Genomic DNA, 20459 nt, shown 5'->3' with positions numbered 1-20459 from the left:
TGCCGCCTTCCGTACTGACGCCCGGATCTTTCTGACAACCGAATCGGGTTCAGCCTAGTCTCGGATGTTACGTTCCTGCCATGCAGATCACCGGTAAGAACATCGTGATCACCGGAGCCGGGAGCGGGATCGGGGCCGCGCTGGCCCGCCGGTTCGCCGCCGAGGGCGCGGCCGCGCTCTGCCTGGCCGACCTCGACGGGGACGCGGTGGAGCGGGTAGCCGCCGGGCTGGAGTGCCGTACGGTCGCGCTCCGCGTCGACGTCGGCGACGAGGAGCAGGTCAAGGCGATGATCGGCAGGGCCGGCGAGTTCGGGCCGATCGATCTCGTGTGCTCCAACGCGGGCATCGGCACCGGCGCGGGGCTGGAGGCCTCCCCGGAGCAGTGGGCGGCCGCGTGGGCGGTCAACGTCCAGGCCCACGTGTACGCCGCGCGCGCCGCGCTGCCCGGCATGCTCGAGCGCGGCGAGGGCTATTTCCTGAACACCTGCTCGGCCGCCGGCCTGCTCACCCAGCCCGGCGACGCGCCGTACGCGGTGACGAAGCACGCCGCGGTGGCGTTCGCCGAGTGGCTCGCGCTCACGTACGGCGACCGGGGCGTCAAGGTGAGCGCGCTCTGCCCGCAGGGCGTGCGCACGCCGCTGCTGGCCGAGGCCCTGGAAGGCGTGGCGGGTCAGGTCGTGGCCGCGGCGGGCGCCGTCCTCGAACCCGATGACGTCGCCGAGGCCGTCGTCGCGGGTCTCATGGCCGAGGCCTTCCTGATCCTGCCGCACCCGGAGGTGGCCGAGTTCGAGCGCCGCAAGGCGGCCGACCGCGACCGCTGGCTCGCCGGGCTGCGCCGGATGGTCTCCTCCGTCCGGAACTGACCGCACCGCGATTCGGCGCCCCGCGCTCCGGTGCCCGACGAAGCGGCGTTCCGCGATCCGGCGTTCCGCGCTCCGGTGCGGACGGTCAGGGTGCCGCGCGGGACATGACGAAGCGGCGGAAGCCCTCGACGACGGGTGGGCGCGTCCGGCCGTCCACCCAGGCGAGCCCGATCGTCCGCCGGGCCCCCGTGAGGACGACCTCGGCCACGCCGGAGACCGGCTCGCCGGGCGGGACGATGGCGACGCCGAGTCCGGCGGCGACCAGGCCGCGGAGCGTGGCGGCCTCCTCGCCCTCGAAGGCGATGTCGGGCCGGACGCCCTCCTCCCGGAACAGTTCGTCGGTGATGGATCGCAGCCCGTACCCGGGCCGCATGAGGATGAACGGCTCGTCGGCGGCGTCGGACGGGCGTACCCGGCTGCGCCCGGCGAGCCGGTGCCCGGCCGGGACGGCGAGGCGCAGGCGTTCGGTCGTGAGCGGGTGCCAGGCGAGATCCGCCGGGCGCGGGCTGGTGATCGCCAGGTCGGCCCGGCCCTCGGTGACGGCCGCCACGAGGTGCTCGCTGCTGCCCTGGCTCAGCCGGAACGTCACGTGCGGGTGCTCTCGCCGGTAGTCGCGGAGCAGTTCGGGGACCAGCGCGGTCCCCTGGGTGTGCAGGAACGCCAGGCCGACCTCGCCGCTGTCCGGGTCGGCGGCCTGGGCCAGGGCGTGGCGGGCCGCCCGTTCCTCGGCGATCAGGCGTTCCGCGTGCCGGCGGAAGATCACGCCGTACGCGCTCAGCCTGAGCGTCCGGCCCTCGCGGTCGAACAGCCGGGTGCCGAGCTCGCGTTCGAGGCGGGCGATCGCGCGGGACAGGCCCGGCTGGGAGATCCGCAGCTCCGCCGCGGTCTGGGTGACGTGTCCGTCCTCGGCGAGTGCCAGGAACCAGCGCACCGTCTGCAGGTCCATGACTGTCCAGCATACTTTTCCGGCGAATCTTTCATTGGACGCATCGATGCAGTACGGCGCAGCCTGTAATGGTGCTCGTCACCTCCCCTCCCGATGTGGACCTGCGTCATCGGCGCGGCTCGCGCGGACTGCGCCGGGTGAACCTCGCGCTGTTCGCGGCGGGCCTGACCACTTTCATGTCGCTGTACTCGACCCAGGCGCTGCTGCCGGTGCTCTCGCGCGTGTTCGGCGTCTCCCCGACGGCGTCCAGCCTGCTGGTCTCGCTGTCGACCGGCGCGCTGGCACTCGCGGTGATTCCGGTGAGCTCCCTGTCGGAACGGCTCGGCCGGACCCGGATCATGCTGATCTCGTCCGTCGCGGCGGCGGCCCTCGGCCTGCTGCTGCCGCTCAGCCCGTCGTTCCCCGTGCTCGGCGTGATCCGCGCCGCGCAGGGGGTGGCGCTCGCCGGGGTGCCGGCCGTCGCGATGGCCTACCTCGCCGACGAGGTCCATCCCGAGGCGCTGGGCGGGGCGATGGGCCGGTACATCGCCGGAAACACGATCGGCGGCCTGCTGGGGCGGCTCATCCCCGGCTTCGTCATCGACCTGGCGGGCTGGCGGTGGGCGCTCGGCGTCACCGCGGTCGGCGCGCTGCTCCTCACCCTCGCCTTCTGGGCGCTGCTCCCCCGCTCCCGCTGCTTCCAGCCGTCCCGGAGCGGGCACGGGGCGGTGCTCCGGCACCTGCGCGATCCCGGCATGCGGCGGCTGTTCCTGATCGGGCTGGTGCTGATGGCCGGGTTCGTCACCGTCTACAACTACCTGGGCTACCGCCTCCTGGCCGCGCCGTTCGGGCTGCCGCAGTGGCTGACGGGCCTCGTCTTCCTGATGTACCTCGCGGGCACCTTCAGCTCCCCGGCGGCGGGGTCGCTGGCCGACCGGGTCGGGCGCCGCCCGGTCGTGTACGGCGCGTTCGCCCTCGCGGCCGTCGGGCTGCTGGCGACGCTGCCGAACACGCTGCCCGTCATGGGCGTGGGGCTGTTCGTCTTCACGGCCGGCTTCTTCGCGGCGCACTCGGTCGCCAGCGGCTGGGTGGGGCGGCGCGCCGCCGGCGGCAAGGCGCAGGCCTCGGCGCTCTACCTCTTCGCGTACTACGCGGGCAGCAGCATCGGCGGGTCGGCCGGCGGCCTGGCGTACGAGCACGGCCACTGGCCGGCCACGGTCGGCTACGCCCTGGCCCTCCTCGCGGTCGCCGCGCTGGCCGCTCGCCGCCTGACCGAACCCGCCGCGCGGAGCGTCGACTCGCGCTCCGAACCTTCCGCGCGCCGCCGGTCCGAACCCGTCGCGGGAGCCCGCCCCCGCCGGCCTTCGGCCCTTCCGCTCGAATAGAACACGTTATAGATTTGAGCGGTCGCTTGGTCAACAAGGAGGTCGCCGGTGGCGCAGCCTTCACCCGGGAACGAACCCGTGGCCGTCGAGGGGCCGGTGAGCGTGGTCGACGGCTGGTTCACCGTCGACCCGCCGCGCCTGACCGGCACCCGCTGCACCGCCTGCGGCACCGTCTACTTCCCGCCCCAGACGCTGACCTGCCGCAACCCCGCCTGCCACGGCGGCGACCTCGTCGCCACGCCGCTGTCGAGCCGGGGGCGGATCTGGTCCTACGCCGACGCGCGCTACCGTCCACCGCCGCCGTACGTCTCGGGTGAGGAGTTCGAGCCGTACGCGGTCGCCGCCGTCGAGCTGGCGGCCGAGCGGATCATCGTCCTCGGTCAGGTGGTGCGGGGCGTCGGCATCGCGGACCTGTCCGTCGGGATGGCGGCCGAACTCGTCGTCGAGGAGCTCGACCCCGGCCACCTCGTCTGGAAGTGGCGCCCGCTCTTCGAGGAGGGCCCGTGAGCGAGCGTAGCGAGCGAACCATGAGCACAGCGCGTCTGGTCACTCCCCGACGAAGGAGGGCCCCTGACGAGCGTAGCGAGCGAACCATGAGCACAGCATCTCTGGTCACTCCCCCGACGAAGGAGGGCCCGTGAAAGACGTCGCGGTGCTCGGCGTGGGCATGCACCCGTGGGGAAAGTGGGGGCGGAACTTCGTCGAGTACGGTCTCGCGGCGGCGCGGGACGCGCTGGACGACGCCGGGCTCGCCTGGACCGACGTCCAGTACGTCGCGGGCGCCGACACGATCCGGAACGGCTACCCGGGGTTCGTCGCGGGCGCGACGTTCGCCCAGGCGCTGGGCTGGTCGGGGGCGCGCGTCTCGAGCTGCTACGCGGCGTGCGCGTCCGGCGCGCAGGCGATGAGCATGGCCCGGGCGCAGATCCTCGCGGGCCTGGTGGACGTCGCCCTCGTCGTCGGCGCGGACGCGACGCCGAAGGGCTTCTTCGCGCCCGTCGGCGGCGACCGGCCCGACGATCCGGACTGGCTGCGGTTCCGGCTGCTGGGCGCGACCAACCCGGTCTACTTCGCGCTGTACGCGCGGCGCCGCATGGCCCTGTACGGTGCGACGCGCGACGACTTTGCCGCCGTGAAGGTGAAGAACGCCCGGCACGGCCGGCACAACCCGTACGCGCGGTACCGCAAGGAGGTCACCGCGGCGGACGTGGCCGGGTCGCCGGTGGTCGCCGATCCGCTGCGGCTGCTGGACATCTGCGCGACCAGTGACGGCGGCGCCGCCGTCGTCCTGTCCAGCGTCGAGTACGCGCGCAGGCACGGGCGGGGCGCTCCCGTGCGCATCGGCGCCATCGCCACGGTCACCCCGACCTTCCCGAACACCGCCCTCGAGCTGCCGAACTTCGCGACCGACTCGAGCGTCGCGGTCGCTCCGCCCGAGCGGCCGTTCCGCTCGGCGAACGCGGCGGCGGCGTACGAGGAGGCGGGGCTGGGCCCGGAGGACCTGTCGCTGGCCGAGGTGTACGACCTGTCCACGGCGCTGGAGCTGGACTGGTACGAGGACATCGGCCTGTGCAAGCCGGGCGAGGCGGAGGGTCTGCTGCGCGACGGGGCCACCGCGCTCGGCGGCCGCGTCCCGGTCAACCCGAGCGGCGGGCTGGCCTGCTTCGGTGAGGCGATTCCCGCCCAGGCCATCGCCCAGGTGTGCGAGTTGACCTGGCAGCTTCGCGGGCAGGCGGGAGCGCGCCAGGTGGAGGGGGCGCGCGCCGGGATCGCGGTGAACCAGGGGCTGTTCGGGCACGGATCGGCGATCGTCGCCCGGACGTGAGTTACGTCACTCGGCGTGCCCAGTAAGGCATTGCTGACCTGCGTGGACATCGCTTTGTGCGCAGGTCGACGACGGATTTGAGCACAGCGGGTTCTTGTCGGCCACGCTACGCGTCAGTATTTTTCACTGACGCGCCAGGGTTGTGTCCGTGTCGCACGCGTACCGTGTGGACGCCGGAAGCCCACCCTGACCGCGCGCCCAGTCCGCCGAGATTCGACGCGAGGTGCCGCGCTGATGCGTCCATTCCGGGAGCGCAATCCGCTGCCGATCGGCATCGCCGGCCTGGCGACCGTCGGCCTGGCGACACTGCTCGCGTTCAATCTGCAGCACTTCACCGGTGGCACGACGTACTCCGCGGCGTTCAGCGAGGCGGGCGGCCTGAAGCCCGGCGAAGAGGTGCGGATCGCCGGCGTGAAGGTCGGCAAGGTGGACAGCGTCGACCTCGACGGCGACCACGTGAAGGTCAAGTTCACCAGCAGCGCGCACTTCGGAACGCAGACCCGCGCCCAGATCAAGATCAAGACGCTGCTCGGCTCCCACTTCCTCGCCCTCGACCCGAAGGGGCCCGGGCGGCAGTCCACGGACCGGGAGATCCCGATCTCCCGCACCACCGCGCCGTACGAGGTCGTGCCCGCCCTCCAGGACGCCAGCGCCCAGCTCGGTCAGATCGACACGAAGCAGCTGGCCAAGGCGATGAACACCCTGAGCCAGACGATGGAGGGGTCCCCGGAGAACGTCCGGCGCACCCTGGCGGGCCTGCAGAAGATCTCCCGCGCGGTGTCCTCCCGGGACGACGAGCTGAACCAGCTGCTGAAGCACTCCAGCAACGTCACGTCGCTGCTCGCCGCCCGCAGCGGCGACCTCGCCGTGCTCGTCCAGAACGGCGGCCTGCTGCTCCAGGAGATCAACGACCGGCGGACGGTGATCAACCAGCTGCTGACCGGCACCGTCTCCCTGTCCCAGCAGATCACCGCGACCATCCACGAGAACCAGGCCACCCTCAACCCCGCGCTGCAGAACCTGCAGAAGGTCACGCAGATCCTGCTGCGCAACCAGGGCAACCTGGAGAAGTCCTTCGAGCTGATGGGCCCGTTCGGGACCGAACTGTCCGACGTGACCGGCAGCGGCCGGTGGTTCGACGTCTACATCCAGAACCTCATCCCGCTCCCCCTCTCGATCGCCCCGCCCAGCACCCAGAACGACACCACGGCGCAGCAGACCCCGGCGCAGGGAACTGCGACCCCGACGCCGGGGACGAGCAAGAAGTCCACCGGCGGCACCGGCACGGCCGGCCGCAAGTCCAAGAACACCAGGACCGGCAGCCCGTCCCCGTCCACGAGCAGCGGCAGCCCCTCCCCGTCCAAGACCGGAAATCCCTTCCCGTTCCTTCCGTGAACCCCGGTGCGCGCGGGCGGCCGGTCCGGGGCCACGATCGAGGTATGGACGTACGCGAGCTGACGACCTCGAAGGAGCTCTTCGCCGCGTCCGCGCTGCTCGCCGAGGTCTGGCGGCCGACCGACCCGATGCCGTACGAGATGCTCCAGGTGACGCGTCACATCGGGGGTTACATCGCCGGGGCGTTCGAGGGGAACACGATGGTCGGGGCGTGCGCGGCGTTTCCGACGGCCGACGGCGGCCTGCACTCCCACATCACCGGCGTCGCCGTGCCGGGCCGGGGCGTCGGGTACGCGATCAAGGTGCACCAGCGCGCGTGGGCGCTGGCGCGGGGCATCACGACGATCGGCTGGACCTTCGACCCGCTGACCCGGCGCAACGCGTACTTCAACCTCGTCAAGCTGGCGGCGCGTGCCACCGAGTACGCCGAGGACTTCTACGGCGACATGCCCGACGAGCTGAACATGGGCGACCCCAGCGACCGTCTCCTCCTGACCTGGCCGCTCGAGAGTCCGGACGTGGCCGCGGCCCTCGCGGGCGTGCCGGCGACGCGGCCGGAGCCCGGGGCGGACACGCCGATCGTGCTGCGCGCGAACGCGGCGGACCGGCCTGAGACACGCGACGCGGCGGGCGCCGCGACCCTCGCGGTCGGAACGCCGGCCGACGTCACCGCCCTGCGGGCCGGCGATCCGGACGCGGCCCGGGAGTGGCGGCGAGCGCAGCGGGCGGCGCTCGGCGGCGCGCTGGCGGAGGGGTACCGTGTGACCGGTTTCACCCGCGCCGGTTATTACCTCCTGGAGCGCCCGAGATGAAGCTCGCCGGAGTGGAGCTGCGGCGGATCCGCATGCCCCTCGTGACGCCGTTCCGCACGTCCTTCGGGACGGACATCGACCGGGAGGTCCTGCTCGTCCGGGTGTTCGGGGACGAGGTCGAGGGCTGGGGCGAGTGCGTGGCCGCCGCGGACCCGCTGTACTCCGCCGAGTACGTGAACGGCGACGAGCAGGTCATCCGCGACTTCCTGCTGCCCCGGCTGCCCGCGGACGTCACCGCCCGCGGCCTCGGCGCGGCGTTCGAACCGGTCCGGGGCCACCCGATGGCGAAGGCCGCCGTCGAGATGGCGGTGCTGGACGCCGAGCTGCGCCTGTCGGGGATGTCGTACGCCGCGTACCTGGGGGCGACGCGGACGCGGGTGCCGGCCGGGGTCTCCGTCGGGATCATGGACTCGATCCCCGAGCTGCTGGACGCCGTGGACGCCTACCTGCGGCAGGGATACGCGCGGATCAAGCTGAAGATCGAGCCGGGGTGGGACCTCGAACCGGTGCGCGCGGTGCGCGAGCGGTTCGGCGACATCCTCCTGCAGGTGGACGCCAACGCCGCGTACCGCCGCGCGGACCTGCGGCACCTCGCGGCGCTGGACCCGTTCGAGCTGCTGCTGATCGAGCAGCCGCTGCCAGAGGACGACCTGCTCGGGCACACGCGCCTCGCCCGGGCGCTGACCACCCCGATCTGCCTCGACGAGTCCATCGTCTCGGCGCGGGCCGCCGCCGACGCCATCACCCTGGGCGCGTGTTCGATCGTCAACGTGAAGGCGGGCCGCGTCGGCGGCTACCTGGAGGCCCGGCGGATCCACGACCTGTGCGCGGCCCACGGCGTTCCGGTCTGGTGCGGCGGGATGCTGGAGACCGGGCTGGGCCGGGCCGCCAACCTGGCGTTCGCGGCCCTGCCCGGCTGCACGCTGCCGGGTGACGTCTCGGCGTCCGACCGGTACTACACGCGCGACATCACCGAGCCGTTCCGGCTGGCGGACGGGTTGATGAGCGTGCCGTCCGGGCCGGGGCTCGGCGTGGCCCCGCTGCAGGACGTCCTGCACGAGTTCACCGAGCGGACCGACGTCGTACGGCTCCCCTAGTCCGCGACCGGCAGGTTGTAGACGCGCCGCACGCTGGACTCGACGCGGGAGATGTCCGTGCCGTAGATGTGCAGGGAGATCGCGATGCCGTCGCCGGAGTTCCGCACGCGGTGGATGTCGCCGGGCGGCGCGAAGCCGCTGACCTCGCCGACGTGGTTGTCGTTGACCCCCACGCGGACCAGGTGGTCGTCCCGCTGCACGTAGAGCTCCTCGTGCTCGACGCCCTGCAGCACGCCGAAGACGCACCAGGTGACGTGGTCGTGGATCGGCGTCACCTGCCCGGGCCGCCACACGAGCCCGACCAGGGAGAAGGTGCCGCCGGGCTCGACGTACAGCGTGTGGCTGACGTACCGGTCGGGGTCGCCCAGCCGCTCCTCGGCGGTCAGCACGTCCGGAGTCGGCATGTGGCGCCGCAGCTCATCGGCGACCAGCCGCGCGGTCTCCCGCCAGTCGGCGTGGCGGCCCACGGCGCCGCGCACCCCCGCCACCAGATCCTCCAGGCCAGGACGCACGGTCTCCAGAACGACTGTCATATCGGCCACCTCCTCCTGTTCAGGCTGCCGGAGGACGCACTCATCGGTCCAATGCCAATGCCCGGCCGCTCCCATAGACGGAGTCGATATATTGGCCGCATGCTGGACGTTTCCCGGCTCCGGGTGCTGGTCGCGGTGGCCCGTACGGGCTCGGTCACGGCCGCCGCGAAGGAGCTGCACTACTCCCAACCCTCGGTCAGCCACCACCTCGCGCGCCTGGAGGCCGAGACCGGCGCCAAGCTCGTGCAGCGCGTCGGCCGTGGCATCCGCCTCACCGACGCGGGCCGGACGCTCGCCGAACGGGGCGCGGAGATCCTCGGCAGGCTCGACGCGGCCGAGGCCGAACTGTCCGCCCACGTCGGGCTCGACCAGGGCCGGGTGCGCCTGGCCGCCTTCCCGTCGGCGCTCGGCACGTTCGTCCCCCGGGCCGCGTCGCTGCTGGCCGAGCGCCATCCCGGCCTCCGGGTGAGCCTCACCGAGGCCGAGCCGCCCGAGGCCGTCCGCATGCTCCGCGCCGGCTACGTCGACGCGGCGGTGATCTTCCGGTACGACCCCGGCGCCGAGGAGGACGACATCCGCACGTGGCGGCTGCTGGACGAGCCGAGCCACCTGGTGACGGCCGAGGCCGCCGAGCCGGACCTGGCGGCGTACGCCGACGCCGAGTGGATCGCCGGCTGCGACCGCTGCCGCCTGCACCTGCTCGAAATGTGCGAACGGGCGGGGTTCAGCCCCCGCATCTCGTTCACCACCGACGACTTCGTGGCCGTCCAGGCGCTCGTCGCGGCCGGTCTCGGCGTGACGGCGCTGCCGGCGCTGACGCTGCGCGCGGCCCGCAACCCGGACGTGTGCACCGTCGCACTGCCCGGCTCGACCCGTTATGTCCTTGCCGCCACGTACGGCGAGCCGCCCGAGCCCCCGGCCACCGCCGCCCTCCTCGACGCACTCCGCGAGACCACCGACGCGGAGCCTGATCCCCAGTCCGCCACCGCCGGTTCATAGCGGCCGACCCAGGTGACGAGACCGTCGGCCGCCCTGTACTCCGGCATGAGAACCGGCCCGCCCAGTGAGGGCAGGCCGGTTCACTTCAACGCGCGGGTGCCCAGTGGGTCACCTGTCGCGATGACACGCCCTCCGCCTTGGAAGCGGAGGGCTGTGGCGCAGAGCCAGCAGTGGCTCTGTCAGTCTTCTTCCAGGTCTCCGCGGTCGGCGGAAACCAGCGAGGCGATCGCCTCGTTGTGAGAGCGTCCGTAGTCGCCCCTCAGGGAGGCATACTCCGGCCAGTCGAGGCCCTTGAGGCAGACCTCCAGAGCCTCCTCGTGAGACAGAGACCCCCACTCGTCGTCGTAACGACGAGCGTTGCGGTAGATCTCCAGGTCGACGCCCTTGGCGTAGGCGTCCAACACCTCCTCGTGAGAGGCGATAGACAAAAGCCACGCGTACTCACCCACGTCGATGCCCTTGGCGTGGACCTCCAAGACCTCTGTGTGGGAGGGAGCACGCCGGCTCTCGCGGGCAAGGGCGTAGGCACCCACGTGGATGCCGTTCGCCTCGATCTCCAGCACCTCCGCGTGCGAGGCGCCGACCTCCAGCGCGTGGGCGTAATTGATGACATCGAACCCGCTGGCGTGGCCCAGCAGGGCCTCCTCATGAGAGGCACCGAACTCCCGCCGCGCGACGGCGTAGGGCTCTACGTCGATTCCGTTGCCGTACGCCTCCAACACCTCCGCGTGGGTGGCACCGGAGGTTCGCGCGTCGGTGTAGTCCCAGAGGGAAATACCCGTGCGGTGAGCCTCCACCGCCTCCGCGTGGGTGACACCGGCGTTGCGCGCGTCGACGTAGTCGTCGTACTTCCCGAAGACGACGCGAGCCCGCAGGCGGTCCAGGAAGGAAATCGCCCGAGCGTCGACGGTAAGCGGTGACGTGGTGTTGGTGATCTCGGACATGCGAGAACTCCTCGTGCTTAGTATCTTGTTTGTGCTCCTTTCGCCTCTACAGTCCTGAAGTGATCAGCCATGGCAACGTCGCTGTGACCATGACATCACCGATCTGCCAAAAGACCAGAAGCCAGGCCTCGTCTGATCGCGCACTGCCGACCGTTGAGCCGCAGCCGGATGGAGTGGATGAGGCCGGTCACCCTGGCGGACGTTAATGCATCCCACAGGCCGCGACGGTGACCGCTCCCGACCGGGAACGCCGGGCGGCCAGCAGCGCGGCGGCCGCCGCCGGGGCGCAGATCCAGCGCCGCCGCCGGCAGCGCGGGATGAGCCAGGCGGAACTGGCGCGGCGCACCGGACTGAGCAAGGCGACGCTGTCGCAACTGGAAGCCGGCGCCGGCAACCCCACGATCGACACGCTCGACGCCATCGCCGTCGCGCTGAGCATCCCGCTCACCGACCTGCTGACCCGCGACGCGTCGCCGGACACCGTTCACCTCGCCGCGACCGCCGCGAGCGATGAGGGCCCGACCCGGGAGCTGCTCCGGCGCATCAGCGGCGGTCACAGCCTCGAACTCTGGCGGCTCCGTCTCCCGGCGCAGACCTCCGTCGACGGCGTGCCCCACGCGCCGGGCACGATCGAGCACCTTCTCGTCGCCTCCGGGCGGCTCGTCGCCGGCCCGACCGAGGATCCGCGGTCGCTCGACGCGGGGGACCTGCTGGCCTTCGCCGGAGACGCCCCGCACGCCTACCGCACCGACGACGTCCCGGCGGACGTCACCGTCGTCATCGCCTCACCGGCCATCGGCTGAGCCCTGACAGACGGAGATTCCCGGTCTCTAAGGTGACGCCTTGAGTCAGCTGCTGCTGTCCGAGAAGGTACGCCGAAACACCGCCTACTGGTGTCTCGACAGCGCGATCGCAACCTCGACGCACGCACCCTTGTCAGTGCTCCGGACGCTCTTCCGCCACGTCAGTTCGGTATTGTCGCTCGCGTAGAGCATGGGAACAGACCTCGCTCGCGTTGGGGGACCTAGATCGTCGCTGTGACAGCAGCGATCACCGCGATCGTATCCTTAGGACTCAACGCCGTCTCCCTCAAGCGGTCGAACGCAGCCGTATACTGCTCGACCCCCTCTTCAATGAAGAGTTCCCCCGACATCGTTTCGATGTAGACGGCCGGCGCGTCCGCAGCGTCGGCGAACTGCAAAACCGTGAAGCTCCCGGCCAGGGCAGGATGCGTGGCCGCGTCAAACGGCATGACCTGGAGGGTAATGTTGGGTCGTTCCGCGAGTTCCAGGAGACGCTTCAATTGAGCGCGCATCACGTCGGGACCACCGACGATGCGGCGGATCGCGCCCTCGTCGACCACGGAGTGCAGGTGAGCCGGATCTGAGGCCCGAAGGATCTGCTGCCGCTGCATGCGAACAGTGATGAGGTCGTCGATCTCGACGTCCTTCAGCGAAGGTACCGAACCGGCGAACAGGGCTCGCGCATAGTCGGGAGTCTGGAGCAGACCGGGAATAACCATCGCCTCGAACGATGCGATGACAGACACCTCGGCTTCCAGGCCGATATAGGTGGTGTACGGGCGGCTGAGCATCTTGTCGTAAGACTGCCACCAGCCCTTGAGGCGACCGTCCCGAGCGAGTTTGACGTAGTAATCCCGTCGCTCATCAGTGACTTTGTAGACCTTTTCACACAGGTCTTCGATGTCGCGCGGATTAGGCCGCACGCCCTTGCCGCTCTCTATGTAGAGCACCTTGGATTCGCTCCAGCCGAGTGCCGCTGCGACGTCGGCGGCGGACATACCGCTCGTTCTACGCAGTTCCCGCATTTCGGCGGCGACCCGCCGTCGGCGAACTGTGGGACTGAGCCCACGCCGGTCGGTCATGGCTCTCTCCATGGGTGAGGTGTAGCGATCGTAGGCCACAGGCGGCTTACGAACCCGACATGCGACACATAAGTGACGCCTTTAATTTAGAGGATTGAATTTTCTTCCCGCAGGGAGCATTGTGTCGTCCAGTCCTCTCTGAGAGTGATGATTCTGGCACTGTCCGTGCACATGCGGCACGCCGACCGACATGCGACAGGAGTGATCTTCCTGTGACACTCGACCCGACGGTCGTTCCCGGCCACGCCGATCCCCCGATCGCGGCAAGCCGTCCCTCATGGCTGGCGCTGCGCGCGCGGCCGGAGTACGCCTCGAAGGCCCGCGCCTTCGCCAGTACGGCGGTGTTCGGGTATCCGTTCGACGCCTACGAGATCGCTCTCATCGTCAGCGAACTGGTGACGAACGCCATCCGCGCCGCTATGGCCCTACGCGCATGGCCGGACGACAGCTATCCGATCGGAGTCGAACTGCTGGCCACCGCCCGATACGTGCACCTGGCCGTCACCGACCCCGATCACCGGCCGATGCCCGCGCCCGATCAGGGCGGCCTGCTCGCCGAGCATGGCCGCGGCCTGACCATCGTCGACCAGCACGCCGCCGATCGATGGGTCACCTACGCGGAGCATGGCAAAACCGTCCACGTCGTCATCGCGGCTCCGGGAGTCACCCTCACAGTCGCGGAACTCACAGCCCGCCATGCCCCTGCATGAGCCGGGGAAGGCAGCAAGTCGCCGACCGATCCGGGAGGGCGACCACAGGCGGTCAGTCGAGTCCTTTCACCCGTTCGATGACGCTGGGCGAGATCTCGGTGTTGTTGCGGGTGAGGTAGCGGATCAGGACCCGTAGTTCCTCGTCGGTGTAGTCGGCCATGGCCTTCTCGTACAGCTCTGCCACCGGCAGGAAGCGCCGGCCGAGCTCGGTGACCGGACCGTCCTTCAGCGCCTCGACGATGACCCGGCGCCGGTCCTGGTCGTCCCGGCGGCGCCGCACCATCCCGGCCCGCTCCAGCCGGTCGATCACGGCGGTGATGGCTCCGCCGGTGGTGAGGAACATGGCGTCCGCGAGCTGTCCCGGTGTCATCGGCCCGCGCAGTTGCAGCAGGTTGATGCACTGCATGTCGGTGACGTTGATGCCCGACCGGCTGGCGATGGCGTTGTGCAGCAGCACCGTCCACACGGTGCTCACCCGGGCCTGGTGACTCAGCTCCGCGATGAGCTCCGCACGCTCGGACGCCGCCATCGAACCTCACTTCCGGCCGGGGCTCAGGACGCTCTCATTTAGAGCTTTCCTCGCTCATTCTATCCGTGGCCAGGGAAGTTCCGACCCGCGACGCGACCGATCTCATGGTCTGGCGGCGCGCTCGGCGATCTGTTTGGCCCAGCGGTAGTCGGCCTTGCCGGCCGGGGAGCGCTGCATCTCCGGCACGAAGGCGTACGTCCGGGGGACCTTGTAGCCGGACAGGACGCCGCGGCAGTGGGCGTCGAGGTCGGCCACGGCCGGCGGCTCGCCGTACGGCTGGACGACGGCGGCGACGCGGCTGCCGAACCGCTCGTCGGGGATGCCGGTGACCAGCGCGTCGAAGACCGCGGGGTGGCGTTTGAGGACCGCCTCGATCTCCTCGGGGTAGACCTTCTCCCCGCCGGTGTTGATGCACTGCGAGCCCCGGCCGAAGATCGCGATCGTGCCGTCCGCCTCGACCGTCGCGATGTCCCCGGTGAGCAGCCAGCGCACCCCGTCGACCTCGACGAACGTCTTCGCCGTCTTCGCGGGGTCGTTGTAGTAGCCGAAGGCGATGTGGCCGCTCTTTGCGACCTGCCCGATCACGCCGGAGCCCGGCTCGACCTCCTTCAGCGCGTCGTCCAGCACCCGTAGCCGCGGGTCGTTCGGCCGGTAGCGCATGCCCGACTCCGGGGAGGACCCCTCGACGCCGGACGCGGTGAAGCCCGACTCCGAGGATCCGAAGTTGTCGAGGATCATCACGTTCGGCAGGAGCTCCTGCAGCCGGTCCCGGACGGAGCCCGACAGGATCGCCCCCGTGGAGCTGAGCACGCCGAGCGGGCTCAGGTCATGCGATCCGGCCGCGATGGCGTCGGCGAGCGGCCGGGCCATCGCGTCGCCGGTGATGTTGATCGTGAAGACCTTCTCGGCCTCGATCGCCTGCAGCACTTCCACGGCGTCGAAGCGGCGCGTGTAGACGATCGTCGCGCCCATCCACCAGCCGATGAACGTGGCCATCTGCGCGGCGCCGTGCATGAGCGGCGCGGCCGCCATCATCACGAGCGGCCCGGAGCCCTTGGCTGCCTCGATCACCTCGTCGGGCGTCTTCCGCGGCTCGCCGTACGGGTTGCCGCCGCCGAACGCCATGAACAGGTCCTCGCACCGCCACATCACGCCCTTGGGCATGCCGGTCGTGCCGCCCGTGTAGATGATGTAGACGTCCTGGCCGGACCGCTCCGGGAGGTCCCGCGCGGCCGGCGACTCCGCCAGGGCGTCGCGGTAGGACACGGCGTGCGGGGACTCCCCGCCGACGACGATCCGGTGCCGCAGCGACGGCACCCGGGACGCCACCGCCTCGACCCGGTCCTCGAACTCCGCGTCGTACACCAGCGCCACCAGGTCGGCGTCGGAGTAGAGGTACTCCAGCTCCGCCTCGACGTACCGGTAGTTGACGTTGACCGGCACGGCGCGGATCTTCAGCGCGGCGAGCAGCGCCGCCACGTACTCCACGCCGTTGTACAGCTGGATCCCGACGTGCCCGCCGGGCTCGACGCCCGCCGCGCGCAGATGACGCGCCAGCCGGTCCGCCTCCTCGTCCAGCTCGGCGTACGTCCGGCGTTCCGTGCCGCCGGCCGAGTCGTGGACGACCACGGCGGTGCGCTCGCCGATCGCCTCCGCGAGTCCTTCGAACAGGTCGGCGTGGTTGAACTCCATCGCGGGCCTCCGTAGGGCCGGTCCGGGGGATCAGGGTCGGTCGGAGCCGACGACCCACATCGCGTAGAACTGCGCGCCGCCGCCGTACGCGTGTCCGAGGGCCCTGCGCGCGCCCTCGACCTGGTGCTCGCCGGCCAGCCCGCGTACCTGCAGGGCCGCCTCGGCGAAGCGGATGAGACCGGACGCGCCGATCGGGTTGGACGACAGCACGCCGCCCGAGGCGTTCCAGGGGATGTCGCCGTCGAGGGCGGTCGCGCCGCTCTCGGTGAGCTTCCAGCCCTCGCCGTCGCCGCAGAAGCCGAGGTTCTCCAGCCACATCGGCTCGTACCAGGAGAACGGGACGTACACCTCGGCGCAGTCCAGTTCGCGGCGCGGGTCCGTGATGCCCGCCTGCCGGTACACGTCGGCGGCGCAGTCCTTGCCCGCCTGCGGGCTCACGGTGTCCCGGCCCGCGAAGAAGATCGGCTCCGAGCGCATGGCGGTGCCGTGCACCCAGGCGGGCGGGTTCGGGGCCCGGCGGGCGGCGTCCTCGGAGGCGAGCACCATCGCGGCCGCGCCGTCGCTGGACGGGCAGGTCTCGAGGTAGCGGATCGGCTCCCACAGCATCGGCGTCGACTCGACCATCTCGCGGGAGATGCCGGGGATGCGCAGGTGGGCGTAGGGGTTCTTCAGGGCGTTCTGCCGGTCCTTGACCGCGACGAGCGTGCCGATGTGGTCGGGCGCGCCGGTCCGCCGCATGTACGCGCGGATGTGCGGGGCGAAGTAGCCGCCCGCCCCCACGACGATCGTCGGCGACAGCGGCGGGTGCGTCGACAGCGCCCAGGTCGCGTTCGACTCGGACTGCTTCTCCCAGGCGACGACGAGCACGCGGTCGTGCACGCCGGCCTGTACGAGGCTCGCCGCGACGAGGGCGGTGGACCCGCCGACCGACCCGGCGGTGTGCACGCGGATCATCGGCTTGCCGCGCGCGCCGAGCGCGTCCGCGAGGTACGCCTCGGGCATCATGACGCCCTCGAACAGGTCGGGCGCCTTGCCGATGACGACCGCGTCGATGTCCTTCCACGTCAGCCCGGCGTCCTCGAGGGCGCGCAGCGCCGCCTCGCGTACGAGCCCGGCGATGGACACGTCGGTGCGCTTGGTGCGGTACTTGGTCTGGCCGACCCCGATCACCGCGCAGGCGTTTCCCATCCTCATGCCTCCAGGACGCAGACGAGGTTGTGCTGCAGGCACGGCCCGGACGCCGCGTGCCCGAGCGTGCGGCGGGCCTCGCCGCGGTGGATCCACGACGCGGCCTCGCCGACCCGGATGAGACCGGTGGCCATGACGGGGTTCGCGGCCAGCGGTCCGCCGGACGGGTTGACGCGCACGTCGTCGGCCAGGCCGATCGCCTCCCTGAGGATCGGTTCCTCGTGGCTGAACTGCGCGTGCAGCTCGGCCACCTCGACGTCCCGCGCGCCCGCCTTCGCGGCGGCCAGCGCGGCCGACTCCGAGCGGCTCAGGTCGCGGACGCCGAGGGAGTGCGCCTCGATCCGGTGGTCGATGCCGCGGATCCAGGCCGGGCGCTCGATCAGCTCCCGGGCGCGGTCGCCGGCGGCCAGCACGACCGCCGCCGCGCCGTCGGTGATCGGCGCGCAGTCGTACGGCCGCAGCGGCGCGACCTCGTAGCCCTCGTCCGCCGGGTCGGGCAGGTCGAGGGCGTACGGGTTGGCGCGCCCCGCCTCGCGGGACCGGGCGGCCACGGCGCGCAGGTCGTCCTCCTTGTGCCCGGCGTCCAGGAACGCGCGGGCCTGCAGCGCGGCGAGCGACACCTGGTCGGGGCCGAGCGGTGCCAGGTAGTACGGGTCGAGCTGCAACGTCATGATCTCCCGCAGCGACCCCTGGGAGGACTTGCCGAAGCCGTACACCAGCGCGGTGTCGACGTCGCCGTGCTGCAGGCGGACCCACGCCTCGTACAGCGCCCACGCGCCGTCCATCTCGACGTGGCTTTCGGAGATCGGCGGCCAGGCCCCGACCGTGTCCAGCGCGGACACGAACGAGAACGGCGCCCCGGCGAGGTAGTCCAGCGAGCCGGAGCACGTGAACCCGAAGCGGTTCAGCCCGGTGGCCTGCTTGATCTCGGTGATGACGGGGGCGAGCAGCTCGACCTCGGTCAGCCCGGCGTCCTCGCCCGTGTGCTTCGTCTGCGCGAACGCGACGACCGCGACGTCCCTCGTCACAGGTACTCCTTGATGTCGTCGAAGGGGACGTCGGGCTCGCCGGTGGGTTCGAACCACTTGATGTTCTCCATGGTCCGGCCCCACTCCTCGCGCGGCTTCCAGGCCGCCTTGACCCGCATGCCCATCCGCACCCGGTCGGCGTCGATGCCGGCGACCAGCGCGAGCAGGGAGATGTCGGAGCCGTCGAGCAGGATGTACGCCGAGACGAACGGCACCTGCGGGGCGCGCGGGTCCGGGATGTTGTTCACCGCGAACGTCGTGACCGTGCCGGTGCCGGCGACCTCCACCTCCTCGGTCGTGGGCACGCCGTCGACCGGGCACAGCCCGCGCATCGGCACGTAGACCTTGCCGCAGACGTCGCAGCGGTGGCCGAGGAGGCGGCCCTCCGACACCCCGTCGAGGAACCTCGTCAGCGCCCGGCCCGCGTTCAAGCGGTACTCCGCCCGGCTCGGCGCCGTGATCATCGTGACGTCGGGCCGGAAGCACTCGATGTCCCGGATCGACCCGGTCCGCTCGGCCCGGAACCTCGGCCGTACGCGCATGCCGGTGCGCAGGGACTTCGGCGGGTCGGCGCCCGGTTCGAACGTCCCCACGTCGAGGGCGTGCAGGAGGGCGGTGTCGGCGCCGTCGGGCCGGATCAGCGCCCAGGCGAACGGCCGGTCCAGGGGGTGGACCGCGCGCGGCCGCGACACCCACGACCAGGACGTCACCGTGCCGCCGGGCCCGACCTCGACGTACTCGTCCGTGACCGCCTCGCCGTCCGCGTCGTACTCGGCCGGCGGGAACAGCACCCCGCCGGAGGCCGTACGGACCCCGACGAGGCGGCCGTCGCGCAGTTCGGTGAGGAACCGGCCGATCACCGGGCCGACCGACCGGGTGTAGCCGCCGGGGAATTCCAGGGCGTGGTCGGCGACCAGCGGTTCCGGGGGCTCAGATGGCATTCTTGCGGTCCTTCCAGTACGGGTCCCGCAGCTTGCGTTTGAGGAGTTTTCCGTTGGGCTCGCGCGGCATCCGCTCGATGAAGTCGAACGACCGCGGCCACTTCATCCGGGCCAGCCGGCCGTCCAGGGAGGCGAGGATCTCCTCGGCCAGTTCCGGCCCCGGCGCGACGCCCTCGGCGGGCTCGATCACGGCCTTGATCTGCTCGCCCCACTCGTCGTCGGGGATGCCGAAGACGGCGACGTCGGCGACCTTGGGGTGGATGACGATCTCGTTCTCGATCTCGGCCGGGTAGATGTTCGCCCCGCCGGAGATGATCATGTCGGCCTTGCGGTCGGACAGGAACAGGTGGCCGTCCTCGGTGAGGTAGCCGATGTCGCCGACGGTGAAGAAGTCCTTGAGGCGGTTCGCCTGCGTCTTCGCGGGATCGCCCTTGTACTCGAACGAGGCGCTCATCATCTTCATGTAGATGGTTCCGGGCGTGCCGGGCGGGACCTCGTTGCCGTCGTCGTCGACGATCAGCAGCTCACTGATCGGCCAGGCCTTGCCGACGGTCCCGGGGTGCTCCCGCCAGTCCTGCGGGCTCGCGATCGTGCCGCCGCCCTCGGTCGCCGCGTAGTACTCCCAGACACAGTCGCCCCACCAGTCGAGCATCGCCTGCTTGAGCGGCACCGGGCAGGGCGCGGCGGCGTGGATCGCCCACCGCATCGACGAGACGTCGTACCGCTTGCGCACCTCCTCCGGCAGCGACAGCAGGCGCTTGAAGTGGGTCGGCACCATGTGCGTGTTCGTGATCCGGTACCGCTCGATGAGGCGCAGCGCCTCCTCGGCGTCCCACCGGTCCATGTAGACGAGCGTGTGCCCCATGTGCAGCGCCGACCCGCCGAACTGGGTGACCGCCGTGTGGTAGTTCGGCGAGGTGACCAGGTGCGCGTTCGGCGGGCCCGGCGTGAAGCCGAAGAACGTCAGCAGGAAGGTCATCAGCTCGGCGCTGTCGTCCGGGTCGATCCCGGCCAGCGCGCGCCGGACGCCCTTGGGCCGCCCCGTGGTCCCCGACGTGTAGTGCATCGTCGCGCCGTTCGTGCGGTCCTCCGGGAGCGTGTCCGGCTGTCCGGCGACCAGCTCGCCGAAGTCCCGGAAGCCCGGCACGTCGCCGAACGCGAAGCGCCGCCGCGGGTCGAGCCCCGCCTCCTCCGCCCCCCGGGCGCCCTCGGCCGCGTACCGCTCGTGGACGAAGAAGGCCTTGGCCTCGCTGTCCGCGACGATGTAGCCGATCTCCGGACCGGTCAGGTGCCAGTTGATCGGCGTGTAGTACCAGCCGGCCTGCAGCGCGGCGAGGTAGAGGATGAGGCCCTCGACGCCGTTGGGCACCAGCCCGCAGACGCCGTCGCCCGGTCTCAGCCCGAGGTCGCGCAGCCCGTGGACCACCTGGTCACACCGGGCGAGCAGGTCCGCAGCGCGGTACTCGGTCCCGTCCGGATCCACGGCCGCGACCCAGTCCGGGTCCTTCGCCGCAAGTCGCCAAAAGCCCAACGAGCCCATGGACTACTCCCTGTACGTCTCGGCACCGGTCGTACGGAGGTTCCGCTCGCAGTAGATCACGTTCTCGTTTTGTGCGGCAAGCCCTGTTGAGATGCGACGAGCGTCACTAGAATCCGTTCTTGTTTCAGCGTCGCGTGACCTCATGCGCGGCCGCGAGCAGGGAGGACG

21 protein-coding genes are annotated in these 20459 nt (G+C 71.1%); 10 read left to right on the top strand and 11 right to left on the bottom strand.

The genetic code is table 11. The features are described from left to right. Positions 1-80 precede the first annotated feature (80 nt). The gene (locus tag AB0L00_RS04225; protein ID WP_364428071.1) at positions 81-863 is read left to right on the top strand and encodes an SDR family oxidoreductase; all 783 of its coding nucleotides are present in this window, start codon (positions 81-83) and stop codon (positions 861-863) included. A gap of 85 nt (positions 864-948) precedes the next feature. Here the strand turns inward: AB0L00_RS04225 and AB0L00_RS04220 are convergent, their stop codons facing one another. Next, positions 949-1809: a LysR family transcriptional regulator gene (locus tag AB0L00_RS04220; RefSeq protein ID WP_364428068.1), complete on the bottom strand. Its 861-nt coding sequence runs from the start codon at positions 1807-1809 to the stop codon at positions 949-951. A gap of 95 nt (positions 1810-1904) precedes the next feature. Here AB0L00_RS04220 and AB0L00_RS04215 point away from each other — a divergent pair, with 95 nt between their 5' ends. From AB0L00_RS04215 to menC, 6 genes are all read left to right on the top strand, one after another. Beyond that, positions 1905-3173, top strand: a complete 1269-nt coding sequence (locus tag AB0L00_RS04215; RefSeq protein WP_364428065.1) for an MFS transporter — start codon at positions 1905-1907, stop codon at positions 3171-3173. 48 nt (positions 3174-3221) lie between these two features. After that, positions 3222-3680 (top strand): zinc ribbon domain-containing protein, encoded by a 459-nt coding sequence (locus AB0L00_RS04210; protein WP_364428062.1) that lies wholly within the window; start codon positions 3222-3224, stop codon positions 3678-3680. A gap of 130 nt (positions 3681-3810) precedes the next feature. Next, positions 3811-4998 (top strand): lipid-transfer protein, encoded by a 1188-nt coding sequence (locus AB0L00_RS04205; RefSeq protein WP_364428060.1) that lies wholly within the window; start codon positions 3811-3813, stop codon positions 4996-4998. 234 nt (positions 4999-5232) lie between these two features. Then, positions 5233-6393 (top strand): MCE family protein, encoded by a 1161-nt coding sequence (locus tag AB0L00_RS04200; RefSeq protein WP_364428057.1) that lies wholly within the window; start codon positions 5233-5235, stop codon positions 6391-6393. 44 nt (positions 6394-6437) lie between these two features. Further along, the gene (locus tag AB0L00_RS04195) at positions 6438-7205 is read left to right on the top strand and encodes a GNAT family N-acetyltransferase (RefSeq protein ID WP_364428054.1); all 768 of its coding nucleotides are present in this window, start codon (positions 6438-6440) and stop codon (positions 7203-7205) included. Then, positions 7202-8302 (top strand): o-succinylbenzoate synthase, encoded by a 1101-nt coding sequence (gene menC / locus AB0L00_RS04190; protein WP_364428051.1) that lies wholly within the window; start codon positions 7202-7204, stop codon positions 8300-8302. Before AB0L00_RS04195 ends, menC begins: the two co-directional genes overlap by 4 nt. Here menC and AB0L00_RS04185 read toward each other — a convergent pair. Then, a complete protein-coding gene (locus AB0L00_RS04185) occupies positions 8299-8835 on the bottom strand; it encodes a cysteine dioxygenase family protein (protein ID WP_364428048.1) in 537 nt (178 codons plus the stop codon). The two genes, menC and AB0L00_RS04185, sit on opposite strands and share 4 nt — an antisense overlap. A 99-nt stretch (positions 8836-8934) precedes the next feature. Between AB0L00_RS04185 and AB0L00_RS04180 the strand changes: the two genes are divergently transcribed. After that, positions 8935-9834 (top strand): LysR family transcriptional regulator, encoded by a 900-nt coding sequence (locus tag AB0L00_RS04180; protein WP_364428045.1) that lies wholly within the window; start codon positions 8935-8937, stop codon positions 9832-9834. Between the two features lie 179 nt (positions 9835-10013). Here AB0L00_RS04180 and AB0L00_RS04175 read toward each other — a convergent pair whose 3' ends face one another. Further along, positions 10014-10778 carry a hypothetical protein gene (locus AB0L00_RS04175; RefSeq protein WP_364428042.1) on the bottom strand — a complete coding sequence of 255 codons (765 nt, stop codon included), beginning with the start codon at positions 10776-10778 and terminating at the stop codon, positions 10014-10016. A gap of 227 nt (positions 10779-11005) precedes the next feature. Here AB0L00_RS04175 and AB0L00_RS04170 point away from each other — a divergent pair, with 227 nt between their 5' ends. Beyond that, positions 11006-11581 (top strand): XRE family transcriptional regulator, encoded by a 576-nt coding sequence (locus AB0L00_RS04170; RefSeq protein WP_364428039.1) that lies wholly within the window; start codon positions 11006-11008, stop codon positions 11579-11581. An 84-nt stretch (positions 11582-11665) separates the two neighbouring features. Here AB0L00_RS04170 and AB0L00_RS04165 read toward each other — a convergent pair whose 3' ends face one another. Both AB0L00_RS04165 and AB0L00_RS04160 read right to left on the bottom strand, forming a co-directional pair. After that, positions 11666-11773 (bottom strand): DUF397 domain-containing protein, encoded by a 108-nt coding sequence (locus tag AB0L00_RS04165; protein WP_364428036.1) that lies wholly within the window; start codon positions 11771-11773, stop codon positions 11666-11668. Positions 11774-11802: 29 nt separating this feature from the next. Then, entirely contained in the window at positions 11803-12663 is an 861-nt protein-coding gene (locus tag AB0L00_RS04160; RefSeq protein ID WP_364428033.1) for a helix-turn-helix transcriptional regulator, read from the bottom strand. A 212-nt stretch (positions 12664-12875) separates the two neighbouring features. Here AB0L00_RS04160 and AB0L00_RS04155 point away from each other — a divergent pair, with 212 nt between their 5' ends. Beyond that, a complete protein-coding gene (locus AB0L00_RS04155; protein WP_364428030.1) occupies positions 12876-13373 on the top strand; it encodes an ATP-binding protein in 498 nt (165 codons plus the stop codon). A gap of 52 nt (positions 13374-13425) precedes the next feature. Here the strand turns inward: AB0L00_RS04155 and AB0L00_RS04150 are convergent, their stop codons facing one another. The 6 genes from AB0L00_RS04150 to AB0L00_RS04125 form a co-directional block, all read right to left on the bottom strand. Continuing rightward, positions 13426-13902: a MarR family transcriptional regulator gene (locus AB0L00_RS04150; RefSeq protein ID WP_364428027.1), complete on the bottom strand. Its 477-nt coding sequence runs from the start codon at positions 13900-13902 to the stop codon at positions 13426-13428. 102 nt (positions 13903-14004) lie between these two features. Next, positions 14005-15594, bottom strand: coding sequence for an acyl-CoA synthetase (locus AB0L00_RS04145; RefSeq protein WP_364428024.1), 1590 nt, complete (start codon positions 15592-15594; stop codon positions 14005-14007). A gap of 30 nt (positions 15595-15624) precedes the next feature. Beyond that, positions 15625-16782: a thiolase domain-containing protein gene (locus AB0L00_RS04140; protein ID WP_364428999.1), complete on the bottom strand. Its 1158-nt coding sequence runs from the start codon at positions 16780-16782 to the stop codon at positions 15625-15627. 2 nt (positions 16783-16784) lie between these two features. After that, a complete protein-coding gene (locus tag AB0L00_RS04135; protein ID WP_364428021.1) occupies positions 16785-17810 on the bottom strand; it encodes a thiolase domain-containing protein in 1026 nt (341 codons plus the stop codon). Beyond that, complete coding sequence (locus AB0L00_RS04130) at positions 17807-18751, bottom strand: OB-fold domain-containing protein (RefSeq protein ID WP_364428018.1); 945 nt, start codon at positions 18749-18751, stop codon at positions 17807-17809. Before AB0L00_RS04130 ends, AB0L00_RS04135 begins: the two co-directional genes overlap by 4 nt. Next, positions 18741-20291: an acyl-CoA synthetase gene (locus tag AB0L00_RS04125; RefSeq protein ID WP_364428015.1), complete on the bottom strand. Its 1551-nt coding sequence runs from the start codon at positions 20289-20291 to the stop codon at positions 18741-18743. The genes AB0L00_RS04130 and AB0L00_RS04125 overlap by 11 nt, the downstream gene beginning before the upstream one ends. Between the last annotated feature and the right edge of the window lie 168 nt (positions 20292-20459).

Source organism: Actinoallomurus sp. NPDC052308, from assembly GCF_040679195.1.
GTDB classification, from domain to species: Bacteria; Actinomycetota; Actinomycetes; order Streptosporangiales; family Streptosporangiaceae; genus Actinoallomurus; species Actinoallomurus liliacearum.
Note: the sequence above shows the minus strand (reverse complement) of the source record. Positions and strands in the feature narration are given on the sequence as shown.